Raw genomic sequence first — 21,891 nt, forward strand, 5'->3', positions numbered from 1 at the left:
GCAAATACACCAAATTCATTACTCATTTTATCACCTCATTGGTTGCTTCTATCATAACGCGTTATTTACCTGTTTACATGATTGATTTTTTGTATAGATGAGATACAAGGTATTTTAATACACTAAATATTGACCGTAAAAAATAAGAGAACAAGCGCAATGCTCGTCCTCTTATTTACAAAGCTATCAACCTTGCGTTACAATTGTTGTAGAAAATAATCGAATAAATGGAACAGAGCCTTAAATCCTCCGCGACCAAACTTTGGATTTAAAGCTCCTATAGAAACTACACAAGGTGTTTAGACCCTGTTGTTTTATTAAAATTGTATCTTTATGATACCAAATTTGGACAAATAGGTAAAGTAAAAATTTTCTTGTGTAGCTTCCTTTTATTCTTATAAGGAGGCTTTTTGTATGTCGGAAGCGATGCAACTATCACAAATAGAAACTTTTATTGATGAATGGCATGAATGTTATCTCTCGGAACGTAAGAAAACTGGCTACGTCATGACGCTAGATTTAAGCAATGAGAAGCATAAACAAATCTGGTATGGATTACATGACCTAGAACGCCTCATCAGAAGCTCCAGATTATCATTAGAGGATGTCTATCTATCCTTGAATGCATTTCATCACGGAAGTCGTAAAACGTCAGATTTGAAGCAAATCCGCAATATAGGCGTAGATTTAGATTTTTATAAGATTGGACTTACGAAAGAACAAGTAAAAGAAGAGATACAGAGATTAGTTGCAAAAGGAGTAATCCCTTGCCCGAATTTAATGTTGCATGGCCGAGGGGCACAGTTAATTTACAGCATTTCTGGAGGATCGGCACCCAAAATGGGGTATATGGCTCAATACATAACAAATAATCTGATCAAAACGTTACTGCATGTAGGGGCAGATGGAGCGTGTTCTGATTTATCTCGTGTATTTCGATTGCCATATTCCGTCCACAGTAAGACAGGAAAACAAATAACGGTAGACATCTGGACGAAACGAGAATATCAGCTCATGGAACTCTATGAATATGTGCCGCCAATGGAGAAGAAGCGTCCTACGAAGCGGAAAGGTATCATACAGACGTTACCAGCGCAAAAAGGAGTCATGACTCTCTACAGTTTAAATACAGCTCGTAAAGCGGATTTGGAGAAAATTGTGGAGATGCGAAAAGGTGAGATCGATCATAGACATGATATGACATACATATACGCGTTCACAACGGCTTTAATTGTAAAACAGCAAGTTGCAACTGTGGAAATGACACGACAGCTCAATGATAGATTTACAGAGCCGCAGAAAACAAGAGAAGTAGAACGGACAGCAAAAGATGCGTACAAAGATGCGATTACATTTTTCGATGCCTATGTTAAAAATAATTGCGAGATGAAGGAGCTACCAAGAAACCTGATCAAGCCAATGAAAAACACTACGGTCGTGGACAAGCTTAACTTAAATTTGACACAAGATGAGATGGAGCAGTTGACTACGTTGATAAGTAAAGGAGAAAAGAAGCGTAGAGATACATTAAGTAAGCGAAAAAAACGTGGAGCTATTAGTTGGGAAGAGCATGTTAAAGTTAAAAATGAGGAGAAACAGGACAAACTTTCACAATTAAAACAAGTCATGGAGCTACATCCAAATACGTCACAACGTCAACTAGCAAGGATTTTAGGGATATCAGAGTCCTATGTACGTAAGTTAAAAAGACAAGTATAAAAAAGTGCGCACTCACTATCCGCTTAAAGCTATATAATTGGACTACGTGGTTTATGGATGTAGACTGTTGAGTGCTGTGTGCTTGTTCTCCAGGTTGATGTCCCTTTTTAGTGGACCTCTTTGTTCTGTTTTTACTTTTTTCTTTTGTTACACTATTCTTGGGAACTTTGTATTTGCTGGGGATGTAGTTTCTATTATTTTATTTACGGAGCGTGTATGCTATGTGTTTTACGGTTTCTACTAAAAGATTTAACTTAGCAACTGCAAGACAGCTTGTAGGACTCAAAAGAATGTGGTTTATTACGTTTGGAAAAGAGTTAGTTCTAACTGAAGGTATTACACAAGGGGAAGTACGAGAGTTATATTCTAAGATTTATCGTCATACAGATTCTAGCTACTGTAGATAATGTTGGTATTTACTATATTCTTATACAGTAAGGTATGTGAAATTTTAGGTTAGAGTATGGAGTCTATCTTGCGGAGAGCACTTTGGTATAGGTGCTCTTTGTTGTATAGAACTTATATAATAAACTTATTTGAAGAGTGTTTTAGATATAGTTGAACATACATAGATTAATCTTAATAACAAAGGGTTTTCTGTATAATATGGTGTACTACTATTAAGGAGTTCCTGTTGGTTTGAAAAAAGAGAAGCATGGAAAGTATAATGAATGCACATTGAATATATACTTTTTTCTCAAGGTGTGAATCACTAGGATTTCTTGTTTAACACCTAATTCTTTAAGCGGAGGTGTTGTGGCTAAAACAATGGAGCTATTTCGATTCACGTCCCCTACTAGGGCAAGTTTCGTGTACCTCGGGTCTAACCCTTGTTTGATACAACTGACTGAAGCGTAAAAACTTCGCAAATCGACGTACAATGTAATATCACCCCTAAACAACAGAGCGTTTGTTCTAATTGTATGCGAACTTATGTTCTTTTGGAAGGGGTTCTCAAGAAAATATTGGTTAAAAAAAAGAAAACCGGTCTATATAACAGAGACGGTTTTCTTTTTTTCTGATTTTTTTAGTTTTGCAACACCATCTGGATAACTTTTCATATTAAACCAAATTATTTGCCTTTTATTAATATTATGTAAATGATATCGTTTTAAATAAGAATAGTTACGATTTACAGCTTTGTATTCAAAATAATCAATGAGGAGTGATAGTATATGTTAAAACAAAAAATGATGAAGGTGGCTTTATGTGGTGCAATTGCTACAGGTGTTGTCGGTTCTTTTGAAGCAGTGAAACCTTCTCAAGTAAGTGCTGCAGTATCATGGGAAAGTACATTAGAACCAGTAGAAAAAGTAGCTGTTAAATATTATACAGGTGATGGCTATGCTAAAATTAATCAAGAGTTAAGAGAAGGTAATATAAATGGTAGTCAATCAAAGTACATTAAATCTATAGATCAAGCTTTAAAAAAAGCTAAAACGTCAGAAAAAATGACAGTATATAGGTATGCAGATGAAAGACAATTGGGTGCTAAATTTGGTTCGTTATTACAGTTTAAAGATTTAAAGCTAGATTCTATAGATCATATTAAAAATACACAAAACTATATTTTAGAAGCAAAAAAATTAGTTGAAAAATGGCATAATAAAACATTAACAGAAAAAGCATATACAAGTACTTCTACGCAGAAAGTAGCAAACTTTAGTGCTAGACCAATTCTTTTTGAAATTACAGTACCTAAAGGTACACATGCAGCAAAAGTAGAAGTGATTTCTGAATTTAAAAATGAAAAAGAATTGTTATTGCCTAGAAATAGCAAATTTAAAATTGAAGGTTCATCTTTTAATGCTGCAGAAGGTTACTTAGTAATTAAGGCAACATTGGTTAATTGACACTCCCACCCTAAATAAGAGCATGTTTTGAAAAAGATTGATCAAAACATGCTCTTATTATATTTTGTCAGGTATATTAATTTTTGTTGTTCTTTGTAGTGGAAATATGACCGCTCATTTTCCACTGTAAGGAAAAGAAGAATGGTTCAAAATGATTTTGTATGCGGGATAAATAAAACGTGTTATACAAAACAAAGAGACCGTTAAAAGGAATTGAGGTGGATTGGAAGATAAAAGTAGTAGAAAAATCCCGGTTTAGAATTCTATCAGATTTTAACGAAAGAGTACCCCCACTTCAATCATGTAAAGGGTGAAGTGGGGGTACTTCAATTTAATGTTGGTTGCTTGAAATATGAATAAGAACCACTTATGACATCAAAGTGGTTAAAAGTGGAATAACAATTCCCCAAAGTGTGAATATAGTAAGTGTAAGTGTCATATGTATCACCTTTTCCTTATAAAGATATATTTTCTTGTTGATTATAATAATATTTAGAATATTCGTAAATAAAAAAGTATCAAAATGAGAAGTATGCAAAATTACATATTTCAGAGTTAGCAAAGGAGTGTCCCTAAAGGTACATAAAAAAGTAAGTTAGCTGCGAAAAATATTTATGCTATTTGATAGGACAAACTTGTTCTGTTTTTGCTCCTATACTCTGTTACAGTATTCTATATACTCTTGTTCTTGCTGGGGACAAGAACATAGCTTTGTATAGTAAAAATCAAGGAGAGTGGATTCTATGTGTTTAGTGGGGTCAGATAGTAAAGTCAAGCCAGTAGCTGCACGGCAGATTGTAGCAATAAAAAGAATGTGGTTTTTTACGTTTAGAGAAGAGTTAGATGTATCTGGAGGTCTTACACAGAGTGATGTACGGGAATTGGTTCTTAAAATATATAATTATGAGGAATCTAGATGTGGTAAATATTATGATTCAACAGGTCCAATATAGAGAATATCCTACGAATGGAGGAAGAGAAAATGAGTTTATATTCTTTATACGGAAATACAGATGGTTAATCAATGAAAGAACATGAAAAAGGTATTTAATACTTTCCCCGCAAGGATACGAAAAAAATGGCCTTTCATTTTCCTTTGTATGATAAAGAAGAGGGAGTCGGATTTTGTATGCAGAGGGGATAAAACTTGTTATACAAAACAAATAAACCATTAAAAGGAATTGATTGAATTTGAAAGATAAAATCAGTAGAAAAAGCATTTTTTAGCAGTCTATTTAGTAGTGTATTGAAGTATTATATAATTGCACGTACTTTATTCATTAACAAAAATAAAAACAGTCTTGAACTCCCTCAACTTAACGTCCTTACGGTCTGTTTGAAGTAAGAGAGGAATGTTGGATTATGATAAAAATATTTTGATTTTGTAAATTATTTTCAGAAAATTCACGAATAAAACATTATTTTCACGTGGAATGGGTTTATTCTTAGTTAGCAATCAATAAATATCAATTATTTAATTTAAAGGGGAAATATACATGTCGGCATTTTTAGCAATGGTTATAGTTTATGGAACGATAGGATTACCAGCTATTATAGCAGGATTATTAGGCATTTAAGATTATTTTTAAACTTTGTAAAAAAACTATATACAGTATAAGAATGGAGAAATAACTATGATTTTTGAACTTCCACTTGATCATTTTCCACCTCTTGAGAACAATTCAGGAAAAACATTACCTAATCCATCGGTTGAAGATTTAGAAACCATTTCAACTGGGATTAAGCACTTTGTTGAGAACCATCTACAATCTGTGAAAGAGTTTATTCCTCAAACAATTGAACAGGCAACAAATGCCGCAACATCAATTGAAAATGTGAAAGTTGTTGTAAAAGCAGTTGACAGCGTTACCAGCTTGTTTTAAACGAACTTATTAGGACTTAATCATGAGAAATTGTAACAATTCAGGACTTATATAAATAGAGACGGAGTCTGGAATCAGACTCCGTTTTTTCAGTATACACAGCATTACAGAAATTAGTAAAGATTACTTAAATCTTCTCTCTAATCTAAACCATTTTAGTGGCTTTTTACTTTTCCATAAGATTTAACCACATTAAAAAATATGTTTAATTTACTGCTCAGCTGTAACATCTTTAAAATTAATTAAATTAGCTTCTTTTTCCATTCTACCAAGGTAATTACTGTAATATTCGTTTGGTTTACTACTTTTTCCAATGAACATTGCAGCATCGGAATTATCTGTTCTATTTATCCACTTTGCAACAGAACCGTTTATATAAAAAAACCTGAAAGGTGCACCCGCACGAGAAGTATTGTTGCGATCCCTATAAAGATTTGTCACGTATTCAATCGTTTGTGCATCTTGCTTGATAAAATACTTATGGTTTAGTGAACCAAAAAGGAGATGTGTTTTACGCATGATAGTAGTTAAAAGTTTCAGTTGTTTCTGTTCTTGTTTGATACCATACACGTGATATCGAAAATCACGACTTAACGTACTGTTAGTTTTTAGTAGCAACCTTGAACAAACTCACATGAAGTTTAGATTTGTACATATCGTTTTTATTCTAAAAAAAGACGAATCAGAACCTAAATGGTTAAAGTAACCAAAATAAAGTAGCATGGAACGGGTTATATTTTAAGAGAACATATATGTGTCGCTTCTCATCCAATTTATTCGTACAGGATTTATTGGATAGGGGTACCAATTTTCAGGTCGCATATAAGGATTCAGCAAGGTATTTTTCAATCGTTAAAACCTTTTTAGGTATCCTTTTCCTAAAAAATTTACTTAATCCTATGAGGAGGTTTATATGTATGTTGAAGCTAAAAAAACAAGTCAGTATATTCTTGGGATGTATACTATGTGTAACACTTATAGGTTGTCATTCTGATAAAAAGAGCATAAATAAACAATCTGATTTAAAAAATACAACCTATCAGAAAGAGGATGCTACTAATAAACGTAATTTTTATCAAGCAAAGCCACTATCTTTTCCAAATGATGCTGCTCAGAATGCTACTAATTGGATGCAGAAGCCCGAAGTATCGCAGAAAGTTCACGATTTTATTAAGAGTACCGGTAAGAGTTGTGCACCAAATGTAGCAAAAGTAGGTCCACATATTATGAATCAGACAAGTCCAGATGCGATATTTTTAGAATTAACAAAGTCACCGGCATCCGTTTTAGTCAGTTGTGAATCTCCACGTACACATGAATTTATAAGAGACTTGAAAATAGACAATCCTATCTTCCCAATGATTACCCATTAGTTTCTAGTAACTGGAGTATATGCATTGTTTACCCGCAACACACCATAATACGATTTCTTTCCGTGTAATAGCACTAAGTAATTCAGTATGGACTGAAGAAGAGTCTAGTTTTTCTCAGTCATCATGTAAAAAACAAACTTTCGTGTCAAATTCACTTATATCCAAATAAATACTACCATATATGTGATTTTTCTTTTATGTAGCATCATCTTTTGGGCGCCTCGAGATATTTTTATGGTGTACCTCGACCAACAACATCGGGTATGAGATATTGTCCTAAATCGAAAGGTGCCTTAGCGTCCAAGTATTTTTTACAGGACTTTTATCATCGAGAAAGTCTAAGTTTAAAATAGAATGTAAATATAAATATGCAAGGAGTGTTTCGCATGCTGAAACTAAAAATGATGAAAGTACTATTATGTAGTGCAGTTGTAACTAGTTCTTTCGTTTTTATTGGAAATCATCAAGTAAGTGCAAAACCTACTGAAGTAGCTTATCAAATAACTCCGATGGTTCAGAAAGGAGCTATTACGATCCTTTCTGATCCGCAATATCCATGGACAGCAAAAACAGATGCTGGCCAATCCGAAACAAATGCAGAACAAGAAGAAGAATCTAAAAAATTAATTATAAGCCAATTTACAAGCGCAGCTGAATATGGAAGGGACTTTAACACTCGCCAAGGAATAGCGAATGACCGTCCATTACCACCCATGCTTATTAATGGAGATATAACAGCATTTGGTCATGGATGGCAACGAAAGCTTATGACAATGTATATTAATAATGTAAAAAAAAACCATAACCAACCCGTCTACTATGGGTTAGGAAATCATGATATAGAAAACAATGTAAGAGACTGTGCTAATAATGGCTGTCTTATAGATACAATGGATATGTATACAGAACATGTAAAGTCACTAGTAAGTTCAGGTGCAAATTTTGATATGTCAAAAAAGGGGTCACATTCTACAGGTAGTTTTGCTTATTCAATAGACTATGGACCGCTCCATCTTGTCCAATTAAATCAGTATCCGACGTATATGTTTGATGAGAAAAAAACAGTAGGTTCTAAAAGATATACAATGCAAAGCCCTCTAGATAATGGATGGTTAGAAGCTGATTTGAAAGCTGCTCAGAACAAGGGACAAACCATTATTGTAAATCTACATAAACCAAATGATTGGAAGGGTGGCCCAAGTCAAAAATTTAAAGATTTACTTACAACTTACAATGTCAAAGCAATCTTTGCCGGACATTATCATACGCTTAGTGGGAAAATAGATGGAACATATGATTATTTTGCAAATGTTCCTGTATTCTTATCGGGTAGTGCATCACAAAAAACATTTTTAACAGTGGAATATGAACTAGGCTCTACCAAACGACTAAACGTGTATAAAGTAATGAGTAATGATTGGAGAAATAAAACATTAATTCATACGATTACAGGGTAAAAATCTTCCATGCGAAAAAGACTAGCGAGTTGAGTCATAGGTCTTACCTTGTGAATAGTAACTCATAATTTTCAGATGATTATAAGGTAAAAAGACAACGTCTTCCAGTGAACTGCATCTCCGGTTGTTGGATAGTATCTAGCAATTGGAGGTGCAGTTTTTAAGATACATAATCAAATACCAGATTATTTTGTATCCATGGTTTCATCATTTTTTATGTAGAAAATGAATTTATAACTTAAAAGGTAGACATCTCCTTCATAAGAGGGATGTCTACCTTTTTGTTTTAATTTACTTTCTGCTCACTTCTCATTTCCCATAATCCCCTAAAAAATGGCTGTCCTTTTGCGAGATGTTCACATAACTGCTCATGTTTCTCAGACCATCCATTTTTCACTTCATCATAGAGACGTATCCAGACATCTTCAAACTCCATATGTTGGACCGTTGCATATGATGATGGATCCCACTCTGTGTACCAATAGCGAATTTCAGCTGAATTCTTCATTGTATGTAATTGATCTAACGCTATAAATAATAATTGTTTTAACTGTCTCTCTTTACGAGTTAAACCGTTCATGAGATGCGGGGATGGCGATAAAATATGATGTTCCTTTTCTGTTTCTTCCATCCGGAGCTCATACTTTTCTGCTTGCACATTTTCTATCATCTCGTATATCATCTGCTCATGACGAGGTATAAGCCTACTTTTTCGAATCGGCACATTGTAGCCGATTGAATCTACAGCTATAATTCCTTTTCCATCTGTAACTACAAAACAATACTCTTGTTGCAAACGCTCGTGATTTTTACGAATATAAGCCTTATGATGTACGTCTTCCATTAATTTTTGCGGAAGCTCTAATAATTCGTTCTCGATGTAATGATATAATGTGGAATCTACTTTTAATAATGGCACTTGATCTAATAGTTCAATCGTATCATCTTTCCGCCACTCGTAAAATTGACAAACGTTATACCCATTTTCTTCACCTTCAAACCAATTTATCCATACATCATGCAGATATAACATTCTCTACCCCTCATTTCACTACTGTTTGTACCAATCATTATGTTCATTTTTTTAAAAATTCATTCTACTAAAGGAAATATATTCTAAATGTTATTTAGTTCTGTTGCAAAGCTTAAAAAAGTAGAAAACTTCCCCATAAAAAATGTACCTCCAATTGTTAATTGTGTCTAACAATTGAGGGTGTAGTTTTTTTAGTTCTGGTACACAAATTTTGATGAATAACTTCTTCATTTCTAGTAAGAAGATTTTAGTATGGATAATTTTTCATTTTTATCCATATTGTTTTACTTTTGTATATTCTATCTAGATGATAGTATTGCAAATAAGAATCATTACGTTTTGTAAGTTTGCATTCAAAATAATCAATGAAGGAGTGGAAAAAATGTACAAGAAAAAAATGATGACAGTTGCTTTATGTGGGAGCATTTTAGCTGGAGGTTTGACTGGCATTGGTGGTTCTAAAGCTTATGCTATGGATCCTGCTACGATTGGAGCGATTGCAGGAGGTGCTAGCCAATTAGGTGGAGCATTTAAATCGGGTGCTGAGGGATTAGATACAGTGTTAACGTCATTAAAAAATAATCTATCACCACTATATCAAGAAGTGAAAACCATTTATAAGGACTATGAAAATAGTCAACTGGCAAAGACAGACCGTCCAGCTGCTTTAAGACACTTATTAAGTGATTTAGCAAAAAAAGGAACGGTTGGTCAATCGTCTTTAAATATTGCTATTGTCAAAGCTGATTTAAATGCGTATTTAATCACACAACGTCATTTGGGTGGTAATAATGTTCACGAGGAGCTGATGGATCCCACTAAGTATGCATCAGAGTTAGTAACGGTTGGCGGTGCTCAATATCGTGTGTATTACTTTAAAGATAGCGCTCGTTTAAAGGTAATGGCAAAAAATCACAACCTAGTAAATAAAACAGATGCAGGTGTATTTTATGGTGGTTATGGTCCCGTAGGTGCGGTAAATAACAATATTTATAATATAAATAACAGGGAATCAAATACTGTTGATTTTTATCCGGCAGGTCAAGTAGTTACTGGTGCTTTCCATAAGATACAAATGTTATCAGAATTACCAGGTTATTTTCAATATACGCATTCAAACGTACTAAAATGGTTACAGAATGGAATTAGAAGATAACATGAAATATAACAAAAAAGACGAGGATTCTTCCGTCTTTTTTGTTATAAAATTAAGGTTCTGTTGCAAAGTTTGAGTGTACTTAAATTACTCTTATGAAAAAAAGTATATTGTTCTATTATATGAACGAGTTTAATAAGAAATATTTGTTAAAGAAACCTTTTCTTAAGGAAAGGTTTCTTTTCATTTGTAAAATCATTTCTAATACTCTAATAAAGAATAAATTTAACAGTCCCTAAAGGTACACAAAAAAGTAAGTTAGCTGCGAAAAATATTTATGCTATTTGATAGGACAAACTTGTTCTGTTTTTGCTCCTATACTCTGTTACAGTATTCTATATACTCTTGTGCTTACTGAGGTCAAGAACATAGCTTTGTATAGTAAAAATCAAGGAGAGTGGATTCTATGTGTTTAGTGGGGTCAGATAGTAAAGTTAAGTCAGTAGCTGCACGGCAGATTGTAGCAATAAAAAGAATGTGGTTTTTTACGTTTAGAGAAGAGTTAGATGTATCTGGAGGTCTTACACAGAGTGATGTACGGGAATTGGTTCTTAAAATATATAATTATGAGGAATCTAGATGTGGTAAATATTATGATTCAATAGGTCCAATATAGAGAATATCCTACGAATGGAAGAATAGTATTACCAAAAGAACTACGAATAACATTAGCATTCGCACCGAATTCCAGTGTGAAAATGTTTGTGCTAGATGGGAATATACATGTACAGAAGCAAGAAAAAAATTGTTTTGTGACAGGTAGAACGTCGGAAGATTACAAAGAACTCTATGATGGACGCTTGATCTCAAGTCCAGAGGGAGCAAAAGATCTTTTGCAAACTTTACAGAAATGGATAGGAAATTTGAATAGATGCTGTTAAAAATTTCACTTGATGAATAAACAAGACAGACATAAAAAGAAGATAAATATGAGATATATTTTACCTTATATACTAATCAGATTAATTAGTAAACATAGTCAAATTAATAAAAATGTATAGTTTAAGTAGGAGAATGTCTATGATTAAAAAAATAATAATGATCAGTTTACTTATAATTATAGGTGTTAGTGCAACAATTTTTGGTTTCAAATATAATACTGCTAAACATGAAATTGCATCGTATATGGAGAAACAAGGAATTAAGAAAGAAGACATACAGAAAGAAAATCCTTTGCAGAGTTGGATAATAACGAGGGAACCTAAAAGAGGTTATTTTTGGAGTTATGTATATATAAAGGATGAGGATCCAAGTCTTCAATATAGATATTGGTATTATGATGGCAAGGTAAAATTTGCTGCGGTGAAGGTCCTGAAGGCCTCCAAAGGAAACATTATATCCGAGGGGATAGAGTTAGATTCCGAAGAGAAAAAGAAATTAAAATACCCACCTTTGGATTAAGAGCGATGTAGTTTAGGCTTTTGTACGGCAGAGAGGAAATATGAAGTTTTTCACAAAACAAACCAACACACTAAATGAAAATAGAGAGTGTAAAATAGTCCCAAAAGGTAGGCGTTTATGTGCAAATGATAAAATAACTCTTTACATTTGCCCTTGTATACTAATTTTTGCAGTTCTTTATAGGTAAAAAAACGAAATCTACTTTAAGCATGATGAATTCTAAAGAGGACTTATATATACCGAATTTTGCAACAGAACCCTTACAAAAATGTAAGGGTTCTGTCATGTTGTTCGATATTAAATTTTCTTCCAGTGTTATTTAATATAGTTGTAAGCAAAATAATAGTAGGAGAAATTAAATATGGTACTAAAAAAACGTATGAAATACCCAAGTTTAGGATTAAAAAAATGGACGAATATAGCTATAGCAGGATCGATTTTATCGAGCATTTCTTTGTTTTCCATTCCACTGTATGCAGATGCACAAGAAAAATCGAATCGAATGGAAAGACCCCAATATCAGATTGAAGCTAAGCTTGATCATCAACTACATAGCATTCAAGCAAGCGAAACGGTATCATTTAAAAATAAGTACGGACAAAATCTGAATGATTTGGTCTTTCATCTATACCCCGATTCCTACAACAAACTGGAGACCATGAGTAATATGCATGCTAAGCCAACTCCAGAATGGCTTTCAGAGCTAAAAAAACAATATCCCACCGTTACGGAGAAGGACTACTTAGGTGATATCGAAGTAACAAGTGTAACCATCCAGGGAGAAAAAGTCTCGTATACGCAAGAGAATCAAGTACTCAAGATTCAATTAGCTAAACCACTACAATCCAATCAGTTTGTCGACGTGAAGATCGATTTCACAGTTAAGATCCCTTTCGGTTTTCAACGAATGAACTATAGAGATGACTTTTACAGTATCACCAAGTGGTATCCTATACTAGCCATGTATGATCAAAAAGAAAGAAAGTGGGATGAAAATCCGTATCATCCAGACGGTGAATCGGATTATAGTGAATTCTCGGATTATAAAATGAAGCTTACCGTTCCGAAAGAGATGACAGTTGCGGCTACGGGTACAGAAAAGGAAAGCATTCATCATAATGAAAAAGTAATTCAAGTGAATGCTCCCAATGTGAGAGAATTTGTTTTCTTTGCTAGCCCTCATTATACAAAAGAGACTCGAAAAATAGCAGGGGTTATCGTCAATAGCTACTACGATAAAAGAAATCCCCAGGGTAAAGAGATTGCATTGAGTGGACTAAGTAGTGTAGAAGAAGCGATGCCATTTTTTAATCAAAAATTCGGACAGTATTCTTATCCTGAATTTGATATTATGGAAACCCGTATTATAGGTGCTCCTATGGAGTACCCAACCATTGTTCAACTGGGTGATTACTCTGAGGATGGGGCCCGTGCGAATAAGGCTCTCGTTCACGAATTAGCCCATCAATGGTTTTATGGAATGATCGGAAACAACCCTTATCACGATCCAGCCCTAGATGAGAGTTTTACTACGTTTGCAGATATATATTTTAAGGAATATGATACGAAGGGGAAATCTGGATTCAAAAAATCTTTATCTTATAGTGAAGAAGTAATTAAAGAAATGTCCGGAGCCATTAATCGCCCATTATCCCAATATCCTAAGGGTGACTACGGCAACTACGTCTATGGAAAAGGATATATTCCTTTAATCGATTTATATTATAAAGTCGGAGAAAAAAAGTTTGATCAGATCATGAAGACTTATTTTGCTCAAAATAGATTTACGAATGCTACTTTTACTAATTTCTTTGAGGCAGTCAATCAGGTAGCTGGAAAAGAGATTAGAGATTACATGGAGGGGGCATTTACAAAGCCTGGTTATTATCCTATACATCTTATCCAATCGGAAAAAGAGACTAAGTAGAGATTATAATGGTTCTGTTGCAAAGTTTCTTAACATCAAATGAGATGAGAGATTTTATCACTAACTATTATGCAACTATAAGTATTTTTTGTAATTCACTGCAAGTCGAAAAACAGGCGTCTGGTTTTGAACTGCCTATGTGGTACAATTGCTACTAGTGCTGTCGGTTCTTTTGAAGCAATCAAACCTCTCTTCAAATAAGTGCACAAACTTTTGGAGGTCACGAGGTAATTGGTGAGCATCTATCCAAACGCCAATATAAGATTACTAATGTCAAAAGGAATCCTGACACTTCGGTTGTTAAAGTGGATGAAATGATTTCTTTCGCACGAACAGTAGAGCATACTGCCAAATTTACATTTAAGACAAATAGCCGAAATACTAGATTATAGCTATGATTATATTCGGCAAATAAGCAGTCGAATGAAAAGAACTCACAGAAAATTCACAGTTGTAACACACTGCTCTTGATATTGGTATGTTATACTTATACCAGTGAGAAGTGGCAGAAAACACGGATCATACACACGAATTTCATAATCTAAACGGTTCGCGGCATATAAAAATCCGAAACCATCTTCAATGGTGCAGATTGAATGTATCCGTGAAGGGGAGAGAACATCGAAAAGGTGTTCTCTTTTTATATTGATTATAAAATATCACATACCAGATTGTTTATAAAAAATAAAAAAACTGAACAAAAGCAGAAATAGTTTGGTTACGACGAATCGTTGCATGTGGAATACGATAAAATTTGTTTTTTTATAAAACGATGACTTTGTTCTATTTTGCGAAAGAACCAATGTTTCAACTCTAAAGCAATGATTTCGGTTATTAATACCAATTTATTTTTTGTTATATAAGGGGAGGCTAATCTTCGAAAGTAATAAATGAAAGAGCTTAATAGCCTAGATGGAGGTTTTTATATGAAGCGCTACATAACACCCTTTAGTCTCGCACTTATTTTAGGTATAAAGCGTATGGGGCCCCACCCTTATTACGTACAAATTACAACAGATGGTCAACTAAAGGGTAAAAGATTTGAGTATAATTTACAAGGATTTGATGAAAAAGGGAAAGAGAAAACAATGTCATTTACCACTGAGAAACAACTAAGAAAAGATGCCTATGTAAAATTATTTTACGATAAAGATAGAGGAGTGAAAACTTGGGAAGAAGTGAAAAATGAAGACCTTCCTAAGAAGGTAAAAGAAAAATTGCAAGGGAAATAGAAATTTATTGTAACATTTGAATAAAGTTTGAAAAAAGCAAAGCCAGTTACCTTTTTAGGTTAACTGGCTTTGCTCAGGCTGTGGAGAAAGTCTTCTCCACAGCCTGTTTTTGTGTCTGAACCTCTTTTTATGTGTCAACACTGATAAAAAAGAGGAAAAGGAGAGATTTCTTATGATGGGTGCTTTAAAAAATCATCGCGATGAACGTGTATCTGTTTCTGTAGAAGAGTTAGTTCCACAAGATCATTTCCTTCGTGCGATTGAAGCGACAATTCGTTTTGATTTTATTGAGGAGAAGTTACGCCCTTATTACTGTGAAAACAATGGACGTCCGTCAATCCATCCTATCGTTTTATTCAAAATGATGTTTATTGGATATTTTTATGGTATTCGTTCTGAGCGTCAATTGGAAAAGGAGATTAAAACGAATATCGCCTACCGTTGGTTTTTAGGGTTTTCTCTATCAGATACTATTCCAGATCATTCTACAATCAGTTGGAATCGCCGTACCCGTTTTATTCATACAAATATTTTCGAAGAAATTTTTGATGAGATTGTGAGGCAAGCGACGGAGAACCGGATGGTGGGAGGACGTGCACTGATGACAGATTCTACACATATTAAGGCCAATGCTAATAAAAATAAATTTGTACATAAATATAAAAAAGAAAAGGCAAAGTTTTATATAGATGAACTAGAAGCTGCGGTAATCGAAGATCGTGAGGTACACGGAAAAAAGAATTAAAACCTAGAAAGGAAAGTGATACCCCTACTAAAAAAACTCGTATAAGCACTACGGATCCAGATAGTGGATTTTTAATGAGAGATGGAAAACCGAACGGTTTTCATTTCTTAGATCATCGTACAACTGATGCGAAGTACAATATCATTACAGATACCTATATAACGGCTGGAAATATGGCAGATTCCGAGCCGTATTTAGCACGTCTACAAGCTCAAATTAATAAATTCGGATTTAAGGTGGAAGCTGTAGCTCTTGATGCAGGCTATTTTACAGGTTATATCTGTAAGAAATTATCAGAAAGAAATATATTTATGGTGATGGGGTATCGCCGATTTGGAAAGCGAAATAAAGAAGTACCGAAAAGCCAATTTAAATATGTAGAAGAAATGAATGCATTTGCTTGTCCGATGGGATGTATTTTAGAGTATGCGACAACGGATCGCGAAGGATATCGTCAATATAAATCGAATCCAGAAGACTGCGCTGTTTGTCCGCTACGTGAGGTGTGCTTTTCAAAGAAACAGAAACAAAAAGTTATCACTCATCATGTATGGGAGAAATATAAAGATATCGCTAGAAAAAACAAGCTAACAGTTACAGGGAAAAAGTTGTATAAAGTACGCTGTTCAACTATAGAGCGAAGCTTTGCGGACGCCAAAGAACTCCATGGCTATCGATATGCTCGGTTTCGGGGGCTGAAGTCTGTCCAAATGCAGGCTTATCTCACCTCAGCTTGTCAAAATATGAAAAAAATAGCCCTCCATCTGACCAAAAAGGGTCTGGTGGAGGGCTATTTTTCTAAATTCTATTATTTTATGTTGTTTTCATTTGCTAGTAAATAGGAACTTCAAACAATCCAGGTATGTTGAAGTACTTTAATATTAACATAAAGAGTAGCACACGATAATCCTAAATATGTCCTTTAACAACGGACAAAATAAGACTTATGGATTCTTGACTACTTGATATGATAAAAGCGATACTATTTTATAATCTACGCTAAAAAGAAAAAATAGATGATTTTTTCATTGATGTTAACTAGAAAATATGATTAAATTACGCCTTATGTTGTTAGATAAATATTGTATTATCCTGCCTTTAAAATCAGATAATGATAATATACGGAAAATAAAAACAATTCAAGAAGTGATAGTAGGAGGAGACCATCTGTTGGAAAACAAAGTACCATTTTCATTTATTTATTTATCTAAGTGCAAAACATAGTATTCTTTTAGATTTTTAACAGAGCCGAATATACCTTGGAGGTATAAATCATGAATTTTAGACAGTTTGCTTTTAAAAATATAACGCGAAATTCAAGTGCTTATTTCGCTTATTTCATAAGCAGTTCATTTTCAATTGCGACGTTCTTTTCGTTCGCTGTTTATATATTTCATCCGAAACTCAAAGATTTAAACACGATACATAGGATGTTGGCTATCATGAATTTTTCAGAAGTCGTTATTGTAGTGTTCTCTTTCTTCTTTCTATTATATTCAATCAAGGCGTTTTTAACTGTTCGTAAAAAACAATTTGCTATTTTAACCATTTTGGGGATAGCAAAAAAACAACTATATCAACTCGTCTTTATGGAAAATATGTTAATTGGATTTTTCTCTCTTTTTTTTGGTATGCAGTTTGGACTTGTCTTTTCACAATTTTTCTTATTAGTAACAGCTAAAATTACGTATGCTCCAGGAATATATTTATATTGGCCAACTAATGCATTTATTTTAACAACAATCGTATTTATGGGTCTTTTTATTGTTGTATCTGCATTCACGCCAATGATTATTCGAACAAAAAAATCTGTAAATCTTTTAAAAACAATCCCTTTTACACAAAAAGAATGTAAGATATCTATCATTATTTCATTATTAGGAGTTATTTGTTTAATGTGTGGTTATGCATTGGCTGGGTATTCCAACTACTTCTCCTCTCTAGTTGATAATAGATATTCTTTTTTAATTATTTTTGTTATTCCAACACTCATTACAATCGGAACCTATTTTTTCTTTCGTCAAACTAGCTTCTTGCTTATTTATATTTTAAAAAAGAGAAGAAAGTTCTATATGAAACGAATTAATATGCTTTGGATTTCTAATTTAGCAAGCCGTATTCGACCGAATATTAATATGCTTTTTATTGTAACAATGTTATCTACAGTCTCTTTTACAATGATTATATGTTTATTTAGTATCGATAAGATTGGAAAAAATTATATTGCTGAATCTTCTCCCTTTGCATTTTCATATTTTTCATATGATGCCAATCCATTTACTAATGAGCATTTAACATGGCTCGAACAACAATTACAAAAGGAGAATTTCTTATATAAGAGAATAAAAGTTGATTTATATGAAACACGGTTGAAGGAAGACAAAGGCGAAGCTAATGATAATGCCGTATACGTAATGAAACAGAGTGACTATAACAAACTTGCTACATCCTTACATTTGAAACAAATTTTTATAAAGGATAACGAAGCATATTTTGTTGAACCAATCGATGATCGAAAATACATTACACTTTCTAATACAAATCAGAAATTGCAAGTAAAAACTCACAAACATGAAAATGCAATGCCATCTGCATTTTCATATAGAACACTAGTCCTATCTGATAATTTCGAAAAAAACTCACCGAATATAACAAGACATATAACGGCTTACAATTACAACGTACAAAATTGGAAAGAAACGCATAAAATTGCTAATGCGTTTATACAACGAGTAAAACAAGATCGAAAAAAAATCCAGTACGAAGGCCCCCTCATACATCCATATGAAGCGGCAAACTCATTAAAGAGCATGACATCAAATAATAATTCAGTTTTTCTAATGGGAGCATTCTTAGGAGCTATTTTCTTTATTGGAGCTGGTAGCGTACTTTACTTCAGAATATATACCGATTTAACGAATGAACAAAGAAAGTACGTTGCGATTTCAAAAATTGGTGCAACAGATGCTGAAATGAAACGCTCTGTAACAATTCAACTTAGTATTTTGTATTTCGTTCCATACATTGTGGCATCTATTCATACCGTTTTTGCAACTAAACTGTTACAAGATCTAACTAAATTATCATTATTCACTGAAGCTGCAGCTCTTCTTAGTCTTTTCGTTGTCGTTGAAATTATCTTTTTCTTATTAATTCGTTCGTTTTGCACGAAAAAAATATTACGATATATTAATAATTAATATAAGGTTTTGTTAAAAATTTTTCCGTCACTCTAAAATTACAGAATTAAAATACAACCAAGAAGCATAAACCGTGTGAAAAATACAAAATGGTGTAGCGTACATTCATTATTTTGTACCAGAATCACCGGAGCTTATGTACTTATTTGATCTTACAAAAGTGTAAGGTAAATGTAAGGTTATTAAATAGCAGTTTATCTCCCAAAAATGCAGAATAGGTAATGGAAAAACAAACGTAGGAGGGTATATATGATGAAACCAGTTGTAGATGTGAAAAACATTCAAAAAGTATACGGTAAAAAAGGGGATAACCAATCATATGCGTTAAAAGGTGTATCATTCTCCATTCAAGAGGGTGAATTCGTTGGCATTATGGGCCCTTCTGGTTCTGGTAAAACGACATTATTAAACGTCATTTCAACGCTTGATAAAGCGACAGGCGGCGTTGTTGAAATTGCAGGAACAGATATTACGAAAATGAAACAAGGTGAGCTTTCGGATTTCCGTTCGCAAAAGTTAGGATTCATTTTCCAAGATTTTAACTTATTAGAGAACTTGTCTATTTATGAGAACATTGCACTTCCACTTTCACTTCAAGGTGTCTCATCACGTAATATTGGACCGAAAGTAGAGAAAGTAGCGGATATGTTAGGGATTTCAGGAATTCTTCAAAAGTACCCATCTGAAGTATCTGGTGGACAGAAACAGCGTTCAGCCGCAGCGCGTGCACTTGTGCATGAGCCAGCAATTATTTTAGGGGACGAGCCAACAGGAGCCCTTGATTCTAAAAATGCAACTAGCTTACTTGATGCCATGACAAACTTAAATAAAGAACAAGGCGTATCTATTATGATGGTTACGCATGATCCTTATAGTGCAAGCTACTGTCAGCGTATTTTATTCATTCAAGATGGTGAGCTGTATAAAGAAATTCACCGTGGTGGTACACGTGAAGAGTTTTATAAAGAAATTTTAGACGTGCTTGCAGACTTAGGCACACAAAAAGCATAAAAAAAGGAGTTCGAGCATGTTATTTAAACTTTCCATGTCAGGGTTAAAAAGTAAGTTACAAGACTATATTGTCTTACTTGTTGGTCTTGTTGTATCTATTTCAACTTTTTATATGTTTCAAACATTAGCACTCAATAAGGCGTTCCTTGAATCTAATTCCACTATTAAGGATATTGGATTTGTATTCCACATTGGTTCCGTTCTACTAGCAATTATCACTTTTTTCTACGTTTTATATGCAAATTCTTTCTTAATATCCCTTCGCCAAAAAGAGTTTGGTATGTACATGATGTTAGGAGCAAAAAAGCATAAAGTTACATTACTGATGTTTATGGAAACAATCGTATTAGGTGCGGCATCTCTTGTGATTGGAATTGCAGTTGGTGTAGGATTTGCAGAAGGTATCGGACAGTTACTAATGAAACAATTGGAATTTACTGGTGATGGTTATAAATCATTTTACATTCCATCTATGACTGTTACTTGCATCTTCTTCTTTGTATTATTTGTACTATCAGCAAGTATGAATAGTATTAAATTAGCACGTATTTCTGTATTGCAACTCGTACATGCAGATACACAAACAGAGCATGTCGTGGTAAAAAGAAAAAGGACAGCTGTAGTTGCCTTACTTGGTATTATTTTATTAGGTATTGGTTATGCATCACTAATTTATATTCACAAGCTACAAATGATGGGGTTTGCTATTGGATTACTTGCATCAACAGTTGGTACTTACATGTTATTTGGATCATTTCTTCCAGTTATGATTAAAAAGTTAAAGAGTAATAAAAAACGTAGTGAAAAAGGGCTTAACGCTTTTACTTTTGCACAATTAAACTTCCGTATTAATAGCCTAGCAAAGGTGCTTGCAACGGTAGCGATGTTAGTTGCTCTTGGAGCTGGTGGAATTTCGTCTGGTATGGCATTTAAAAACAACGTTATACCAATGGTTGATAACATAAAAATTTACGATTCAGTCGTTCATAATCCAACAGCTGAAGAAAAGAAAATTTTGAGTGGTATCTCATTTAAAGAGAAGCTTGAATATCGCTACAAAGTAGATGATAAGTATGTTTACTATATAAAAGAAGATTTAGAGAAAAATCGTCCTTTAGTAAAAGGCTGGGGCATAGAGAAAGCAAAGAAAGTTTCAGAGGAATTGCCAATTGGTTCATTTTCAAGAAAAATGTCTGAAAAAGATGAGAACACGAAAGAGTTATCAAAACAATGGATCGACGCTTTCAGAACCATCCAGCCAGATTATATGTATCCTGATCATGAAATGAAAATTATAGATCAAAAAATGTATGATGGTATGACCGGTAAAGAAAGTATTGTGTTTATTGGGAAAACAGATAATTTTAAATCATACCTAAAAGAATGGAAAAAACTTGACGAATTACAGTTAGCTACATCTAAAAATGTGAAATCTGAAGAATTGAATAGTAAGTATCAACTGTATAATGTTATTTATGGTTCTTTCAGCGGAATCATGTTTATGGGCTTCTTCGTTGGAATTGCGTTCTTAGCAATGATGGCAAGTTGCCTAATGTTTAAAGTTCTGTCTGGCGCATCAAAAGATATTACACGTTATCAAATGCTTCGTAAGATCGGTGTTCGCCGGGAGTTATTAACAAAATCGATTTATAAAGAGTTATTCTTCGTATTCCTATTCCCAGCAATTGTGGGTATTGCTCACATATTAGTTGGTATGAACATGTTCGGCGCTCTTTTGATGGATCCGTATTTCCGTATTTGGGTTCCGATTGTTATTTTTGTAGTAATTTACTCAATTTACTACTTCATTACAGTTCAATTGTATAAAAGAATTGTGCTTCCGAAAGAAGATTAATGTACGAATGTTATTTATACGGAGTATTAACATAATCGGAACCTGT

General features: G+C 33.6%; 17 protein-coding genes and 1 pseudogene. 15 read left to right on the forward strand and 3 right to left on the reverse strand.

The window, feature by feature from the left end; all coding sequences use genetic code 11:
- The first annotated feature begins 414 nt into the window (after positions 1–414).
- Both CDB3_RS29035 and CDB3_RS29040 read left to right on the forward strand, forming a co-directional pair.
- Positions 415–1,719: an AsnC family protein gene (locus CDB3_RS29035; RefSeq protein WP_128856862.1), complete on the forward strand. Its 1,305-nt coding sequence runs from the start codon at positions 415–417 to the stop codon at positions 1,717–1,719.
- 221 nt (positions 1,720–1,940) lie between these two features.
- Positions 1,941–2,126, forward strand: coding sequence for a hypothetical protein (locus CDB3_RS29040; RefSeq protein WP_128856863.1), 186 nt, complete (start codon positions 1,941–1,943; stop codon positions 2,124–2,126).
- A 314-nt stretch (positions 2,127–2,440) separates the two neighbouring features.
- Here CDB3_RS29040 and CDB3_RS29045 read toward each other — a convergent pair.
- Positions 2,441–2,624: pseudogene (locus CDB3_RS29045) on the reverse strand (Y-family DNA polymerase); the annotation flags it as partial.
- 270 nt (positions 2,625–2,894) lie between these two features.
- On the opposite strand from CDB3_RS29045, the gene CDB3_RS29050 reads away from it, so the two are divergent.
- Together CDB3_RS29050 and CDB3_RS29055 are read left to right on the forward strand one after the other, a co-directional pair.
- A complete protein-coding gene (locus tag CDB3_RS29050) occupies positions 2,895–3,572 on the forward strand; it encodes an ADP-ribosyltransferase (RefSeq protein WP_128856864.1) in 678 nt (225 codons plus the stop codon).
- A gap of 1,634 nt (positions 3,573–5,206) precedes the next feature.
- Entirely contained in the window at positions 5,207–5,455 is a 249-nt protein-coding gene (locus tag CDB3_RS29055) for a hypothetical protein (RefSeq protein ID WP_128856865.1), read from the forward strand.
- Between the two features lie 210 nt (positions 5,456–5,665).
- Here the strand turns inward: CDB3_RS29055 and CDB3_RS29060 are convergent, their stop codons facing one another.
- The gene (locus tag CDB3_RS29060) at positions 5,666–6,025 is read right to left on the reverse strand and encodes a hypothetical protein (RefSeq protein WP_142263499.1); all 360 of its coding nucleotides are present in this window, start codon (positions 6,023–6,025) and stop codon (positions 5,666–5,668) included.
- Between the two features lie 347 nt (positions 6,026–6,372).
- On the opposite strand from CDB3_RS29060, the gene CDB3_RS29065 reads away from it, so the two are divergent.
- On the forward strand, positions 6,373–6,828 hold the full coding sequence (locus tag CDB3_RS29065; RefSeq protein ID WP_128856867.1) for a hypothetical protein: 456 nt from the start codon (positions 6,373–6,375) through the stop codon (positions 6,826–6,828).
- Positions 6,829–7,214: 386 nt separating this feature from the next.
- Positions 7,215–8,285: a metallophosphoesterase gene (locus tag CDB3_RS29070; protein ID WP_179139774.1), complete on the forward strand. Its 1,071-nt coding sequence runs from the start codon at positions 7,215–7,217 to the stop codon at positions 8,283–8,285.
- A 286-nt stretch (positions 8,286–8,571) separates the two neighbouring features.
- Here CDB3_RS29070 and CDB3_RS29075 read toward each other — a convergent pair whose 3' ends face one another.
- Positions 8,572–9,318, reverse strand: a complete 747-nt coding sequence (locus CDB3_RS29075) for a YjbA family protein (protein WP_128856869.1) — start codon at positions 9,316–9,318, stop codon at positions 8,572–8,574.
- Positions 9,319–9,700: 382 nt separating this feature from the next.
- Here CDB3_RS29075 and CDB3_RS29080 point away from each other — a divergent pair, with 382 nt between their 5' ends.
- From CDB3_RS29080 to CDB3_RS29120, 9 genes are all read left to right on the forward strand, one after another.
- The gene (locus tag CDB3_RS29080; protein ID WP_128856870.1) at positions 9,701–10,474 is read left to right on the forward strand and encodes a hypothetical protein; all 774 of its coding nucleotides are present in this window, start codon (positions 9,701–9,703) and stop codon (positions 10,472–10,474) included.
- Between the two features lie 638 nt (positions 10,475–11,112).
- A complete protein-coding gene (locus CDB3_RS29085) occupies positions 11,113–11,355 on the forward strand; it encodes an AbrB family transcriptional regulator (protein WP_128855875.1) in 243 nt (80 codons plus the stop codon).
- 139 nt (positions 11,356–11,494) lie between these two features.
- Positions 11,495–11,875 carry a DUF3139 domain-containing protein gene (locus CDB3_RS29090; RefSeq protein ID WP_179139730.1) on the forward strand — a complete coding sequence of 127 codons (381 nt, stop codon included), beginning with the start codon at positions 11,495–11,497 and terminating at the stop codon, positions 11,873–11,875.
- Positions 11,876–12,236: 361 nt separating this feature from the next.
- The gene (locus CDB3_RS29095; RefSeq protein ID WP_128856871.1) at positions 12,237–13,802 is read left to right on the forward strand and encodes a M1 family metallopeptidase; all 1,566 of its coding nucleotides are present in this window, start codon (positions 12,237–12,239) and stop codon (positions 13,800–13,802) included.
- Positions 13,803–14,728: 926 nt separating this feature from the next.
- Positions 14,729–15,034 carry a YxeA family protein gene (locus CDB3_RS29100; protein WP_128856872.1) on the forward strand — a complete coding sequence of 102 codons (306 nt, stop codon included), beginning with the start codon at positions 14,729–14,731 and terminating at the stop codon, positions 15,032–15,034.
- A gap of 172 nt (positions 15,035–15,206) precedes the next feature.
- A protein-coding gene (locus tag CDB3_RS29105; RefSeq protein ID WP_128856873.1) for an IS1182 family transposase occupies positions 15,207–16,621 on the forward strand; the annotation gives its coding sequence in 2 pieces (ribosomal slippage) (positions 15,207–15,768 and positions 15,768–16,621; 1,416 coding nt in all).
- A 432-nt stretch (positions 16,622–17,053) separates the two neighbouring features.
- Positions 17,054–18,979: an ABC transporter permease gene (locus tag CDB3_RS29110; RefSeq protein ID WP_128856874.1), complete on the forward strand. Its 1,926-nt coding sequence runs from the start codon at positions 17,054–17,056 to the stop codon at positions 18,977–18,979.
- Between the two features lie 249 nt (positions 18,980–19,228).
- On the forward strand, positions 19,229–19,990 hold the full coding sequence (locus tag CDB3_RS29115) for an ABC transporter ATP-binding protein (protein ID WP_128856875.1): 762 nt from the start codon (positions 19,229–19,231) through the stop codon (positions 19,988–19,990).
- A gap of 16 nt (positions 19,991–20,006) precedes the next feature.
- Positions 20,007–21,845, forward strand: coding sequence for an FtsX-like permease family protein (locus CDB3_RS29120; protein ID WP_128856876.1), 1,839 nt, complete (start codon positions 20,007–20,009; stop codon positions 21,843–21,845).
- Positions 21,846–21,891: the final 46 nt, after the last annotated feature.

The sequence above is a fragment of the Bacillus sp. CDB3 genome, assembly GCF_002081505.1.
GTDB lineage: Bacteria > Bacillota > Bacilli > Bacillales > Bacillaceae_G > Bacillus_A > Bacillus_A cereus_AT.

What these genes read in the sequence shown, in the direction of transcription:
- CDB3_RS29035 (WP_128856862.1), top strand. Translation starts at nt 415, where the DNA reads ATGTCGGAAGCGATGCAACTATCACAAATAGAAACTTTTATTGATGAA.
- CDB3_RS29040 (WP_128856863.1), top strand. Translation starts at nt 1,941, where the DNA reads ATGTGTTTTACGGTTTCTACTAAAAGATTTAACTTAGCAACTGCAAGA.
- CDB3_RS29050 (WP_128856864.1), top strand. Translation starts at nt 2,895, where the DNA reads ATGTTAAAACAAAAAATGATGAAGGTGGCTTTATGTGGTGCAATTGCT.
- CDB3_RS29055 (WP_128856865.1), top strand. Translation starts at nt 5,207, where the DNA reads ATGATTTTTGAACTTCCACTTGATCATTTTCCACCTCTTGAGAACAAT.
- CDB3_RS29065 (WP_128856867.1), top strand. Translation starts at nt 6,373, where the DNA reads ATGTTGAAGCTAAAAAAACAAGTCAGTATATTCTTGGGATGTATACTA.
- CDB3_RS29070 (WP_179139774.1), top strand. Translation starts at nt 7,215, where the DNA reads ATGCTGAAACTAAAAATGATGAAAGTACTATTATGTAGTGCAGTTGTA.
- CDB3_RS29075 (WP_128856869.1), bottom strand. Translation starts at nt 9,318, where the DNA reads ATGTTATATCTGCATGATGTATGGATAAATTGGTTTGAAGGTGAAGAA.
- CDB3_RS29080 (WP_128856870.1), top strand. Translation starts at nt 9,701, where the DNA reads ATGTACAAGAAAAAAATGATGACAGTTGCTTTATGTGGGAGCATTTTA.
- CDB3_RS29090 (WP_179139730.1), top strand. Translation starts at nt 11,495, where the DNA reads ATGATTAAAAAAATAATAATGATCAGTTTACTTATAATTATAGGTGTT.
- CDB3_RS29095 (WP_128856871.1), top strand. Translation starts at nt 12,237, where the DNA reads ATGGTACTAAAAAAACGTATGAAATACCCAAGTTTAGGATTAAAAAAA.
- CDB3_RS29100 (WP_128856872.1), top strand. Translation starts at nt 14,729, where the DNA reads ATGAAGCGCTACATAACACCCTTTAGTCTCGCACTTATTTTAGGTATA.
- CDB3_RS29110 (WP_128856874.1), top strand. Translation starts at nt 17,054, where the DNA reads ATGAATTTTAGACAGTTTGCTTTTAAAAATATAACGCGAAATTCAAGT.
- CDB3_RS29115 (WP_128856875.1), top strand. Translation starts at nt 19,229, where the DNA reads ATGATGAAACCAGTTGTAGATGTGAAAAACATTCAAAAAGTATACGGT.
- CDB3_RS29120 (WP_128856876.1), top strand. Translation starts at nt 20,007, where the DNA reads ATGTTATTTAAACTTTCCATGTCAGGGTTAAAAAGTAAGTTACAAGAC.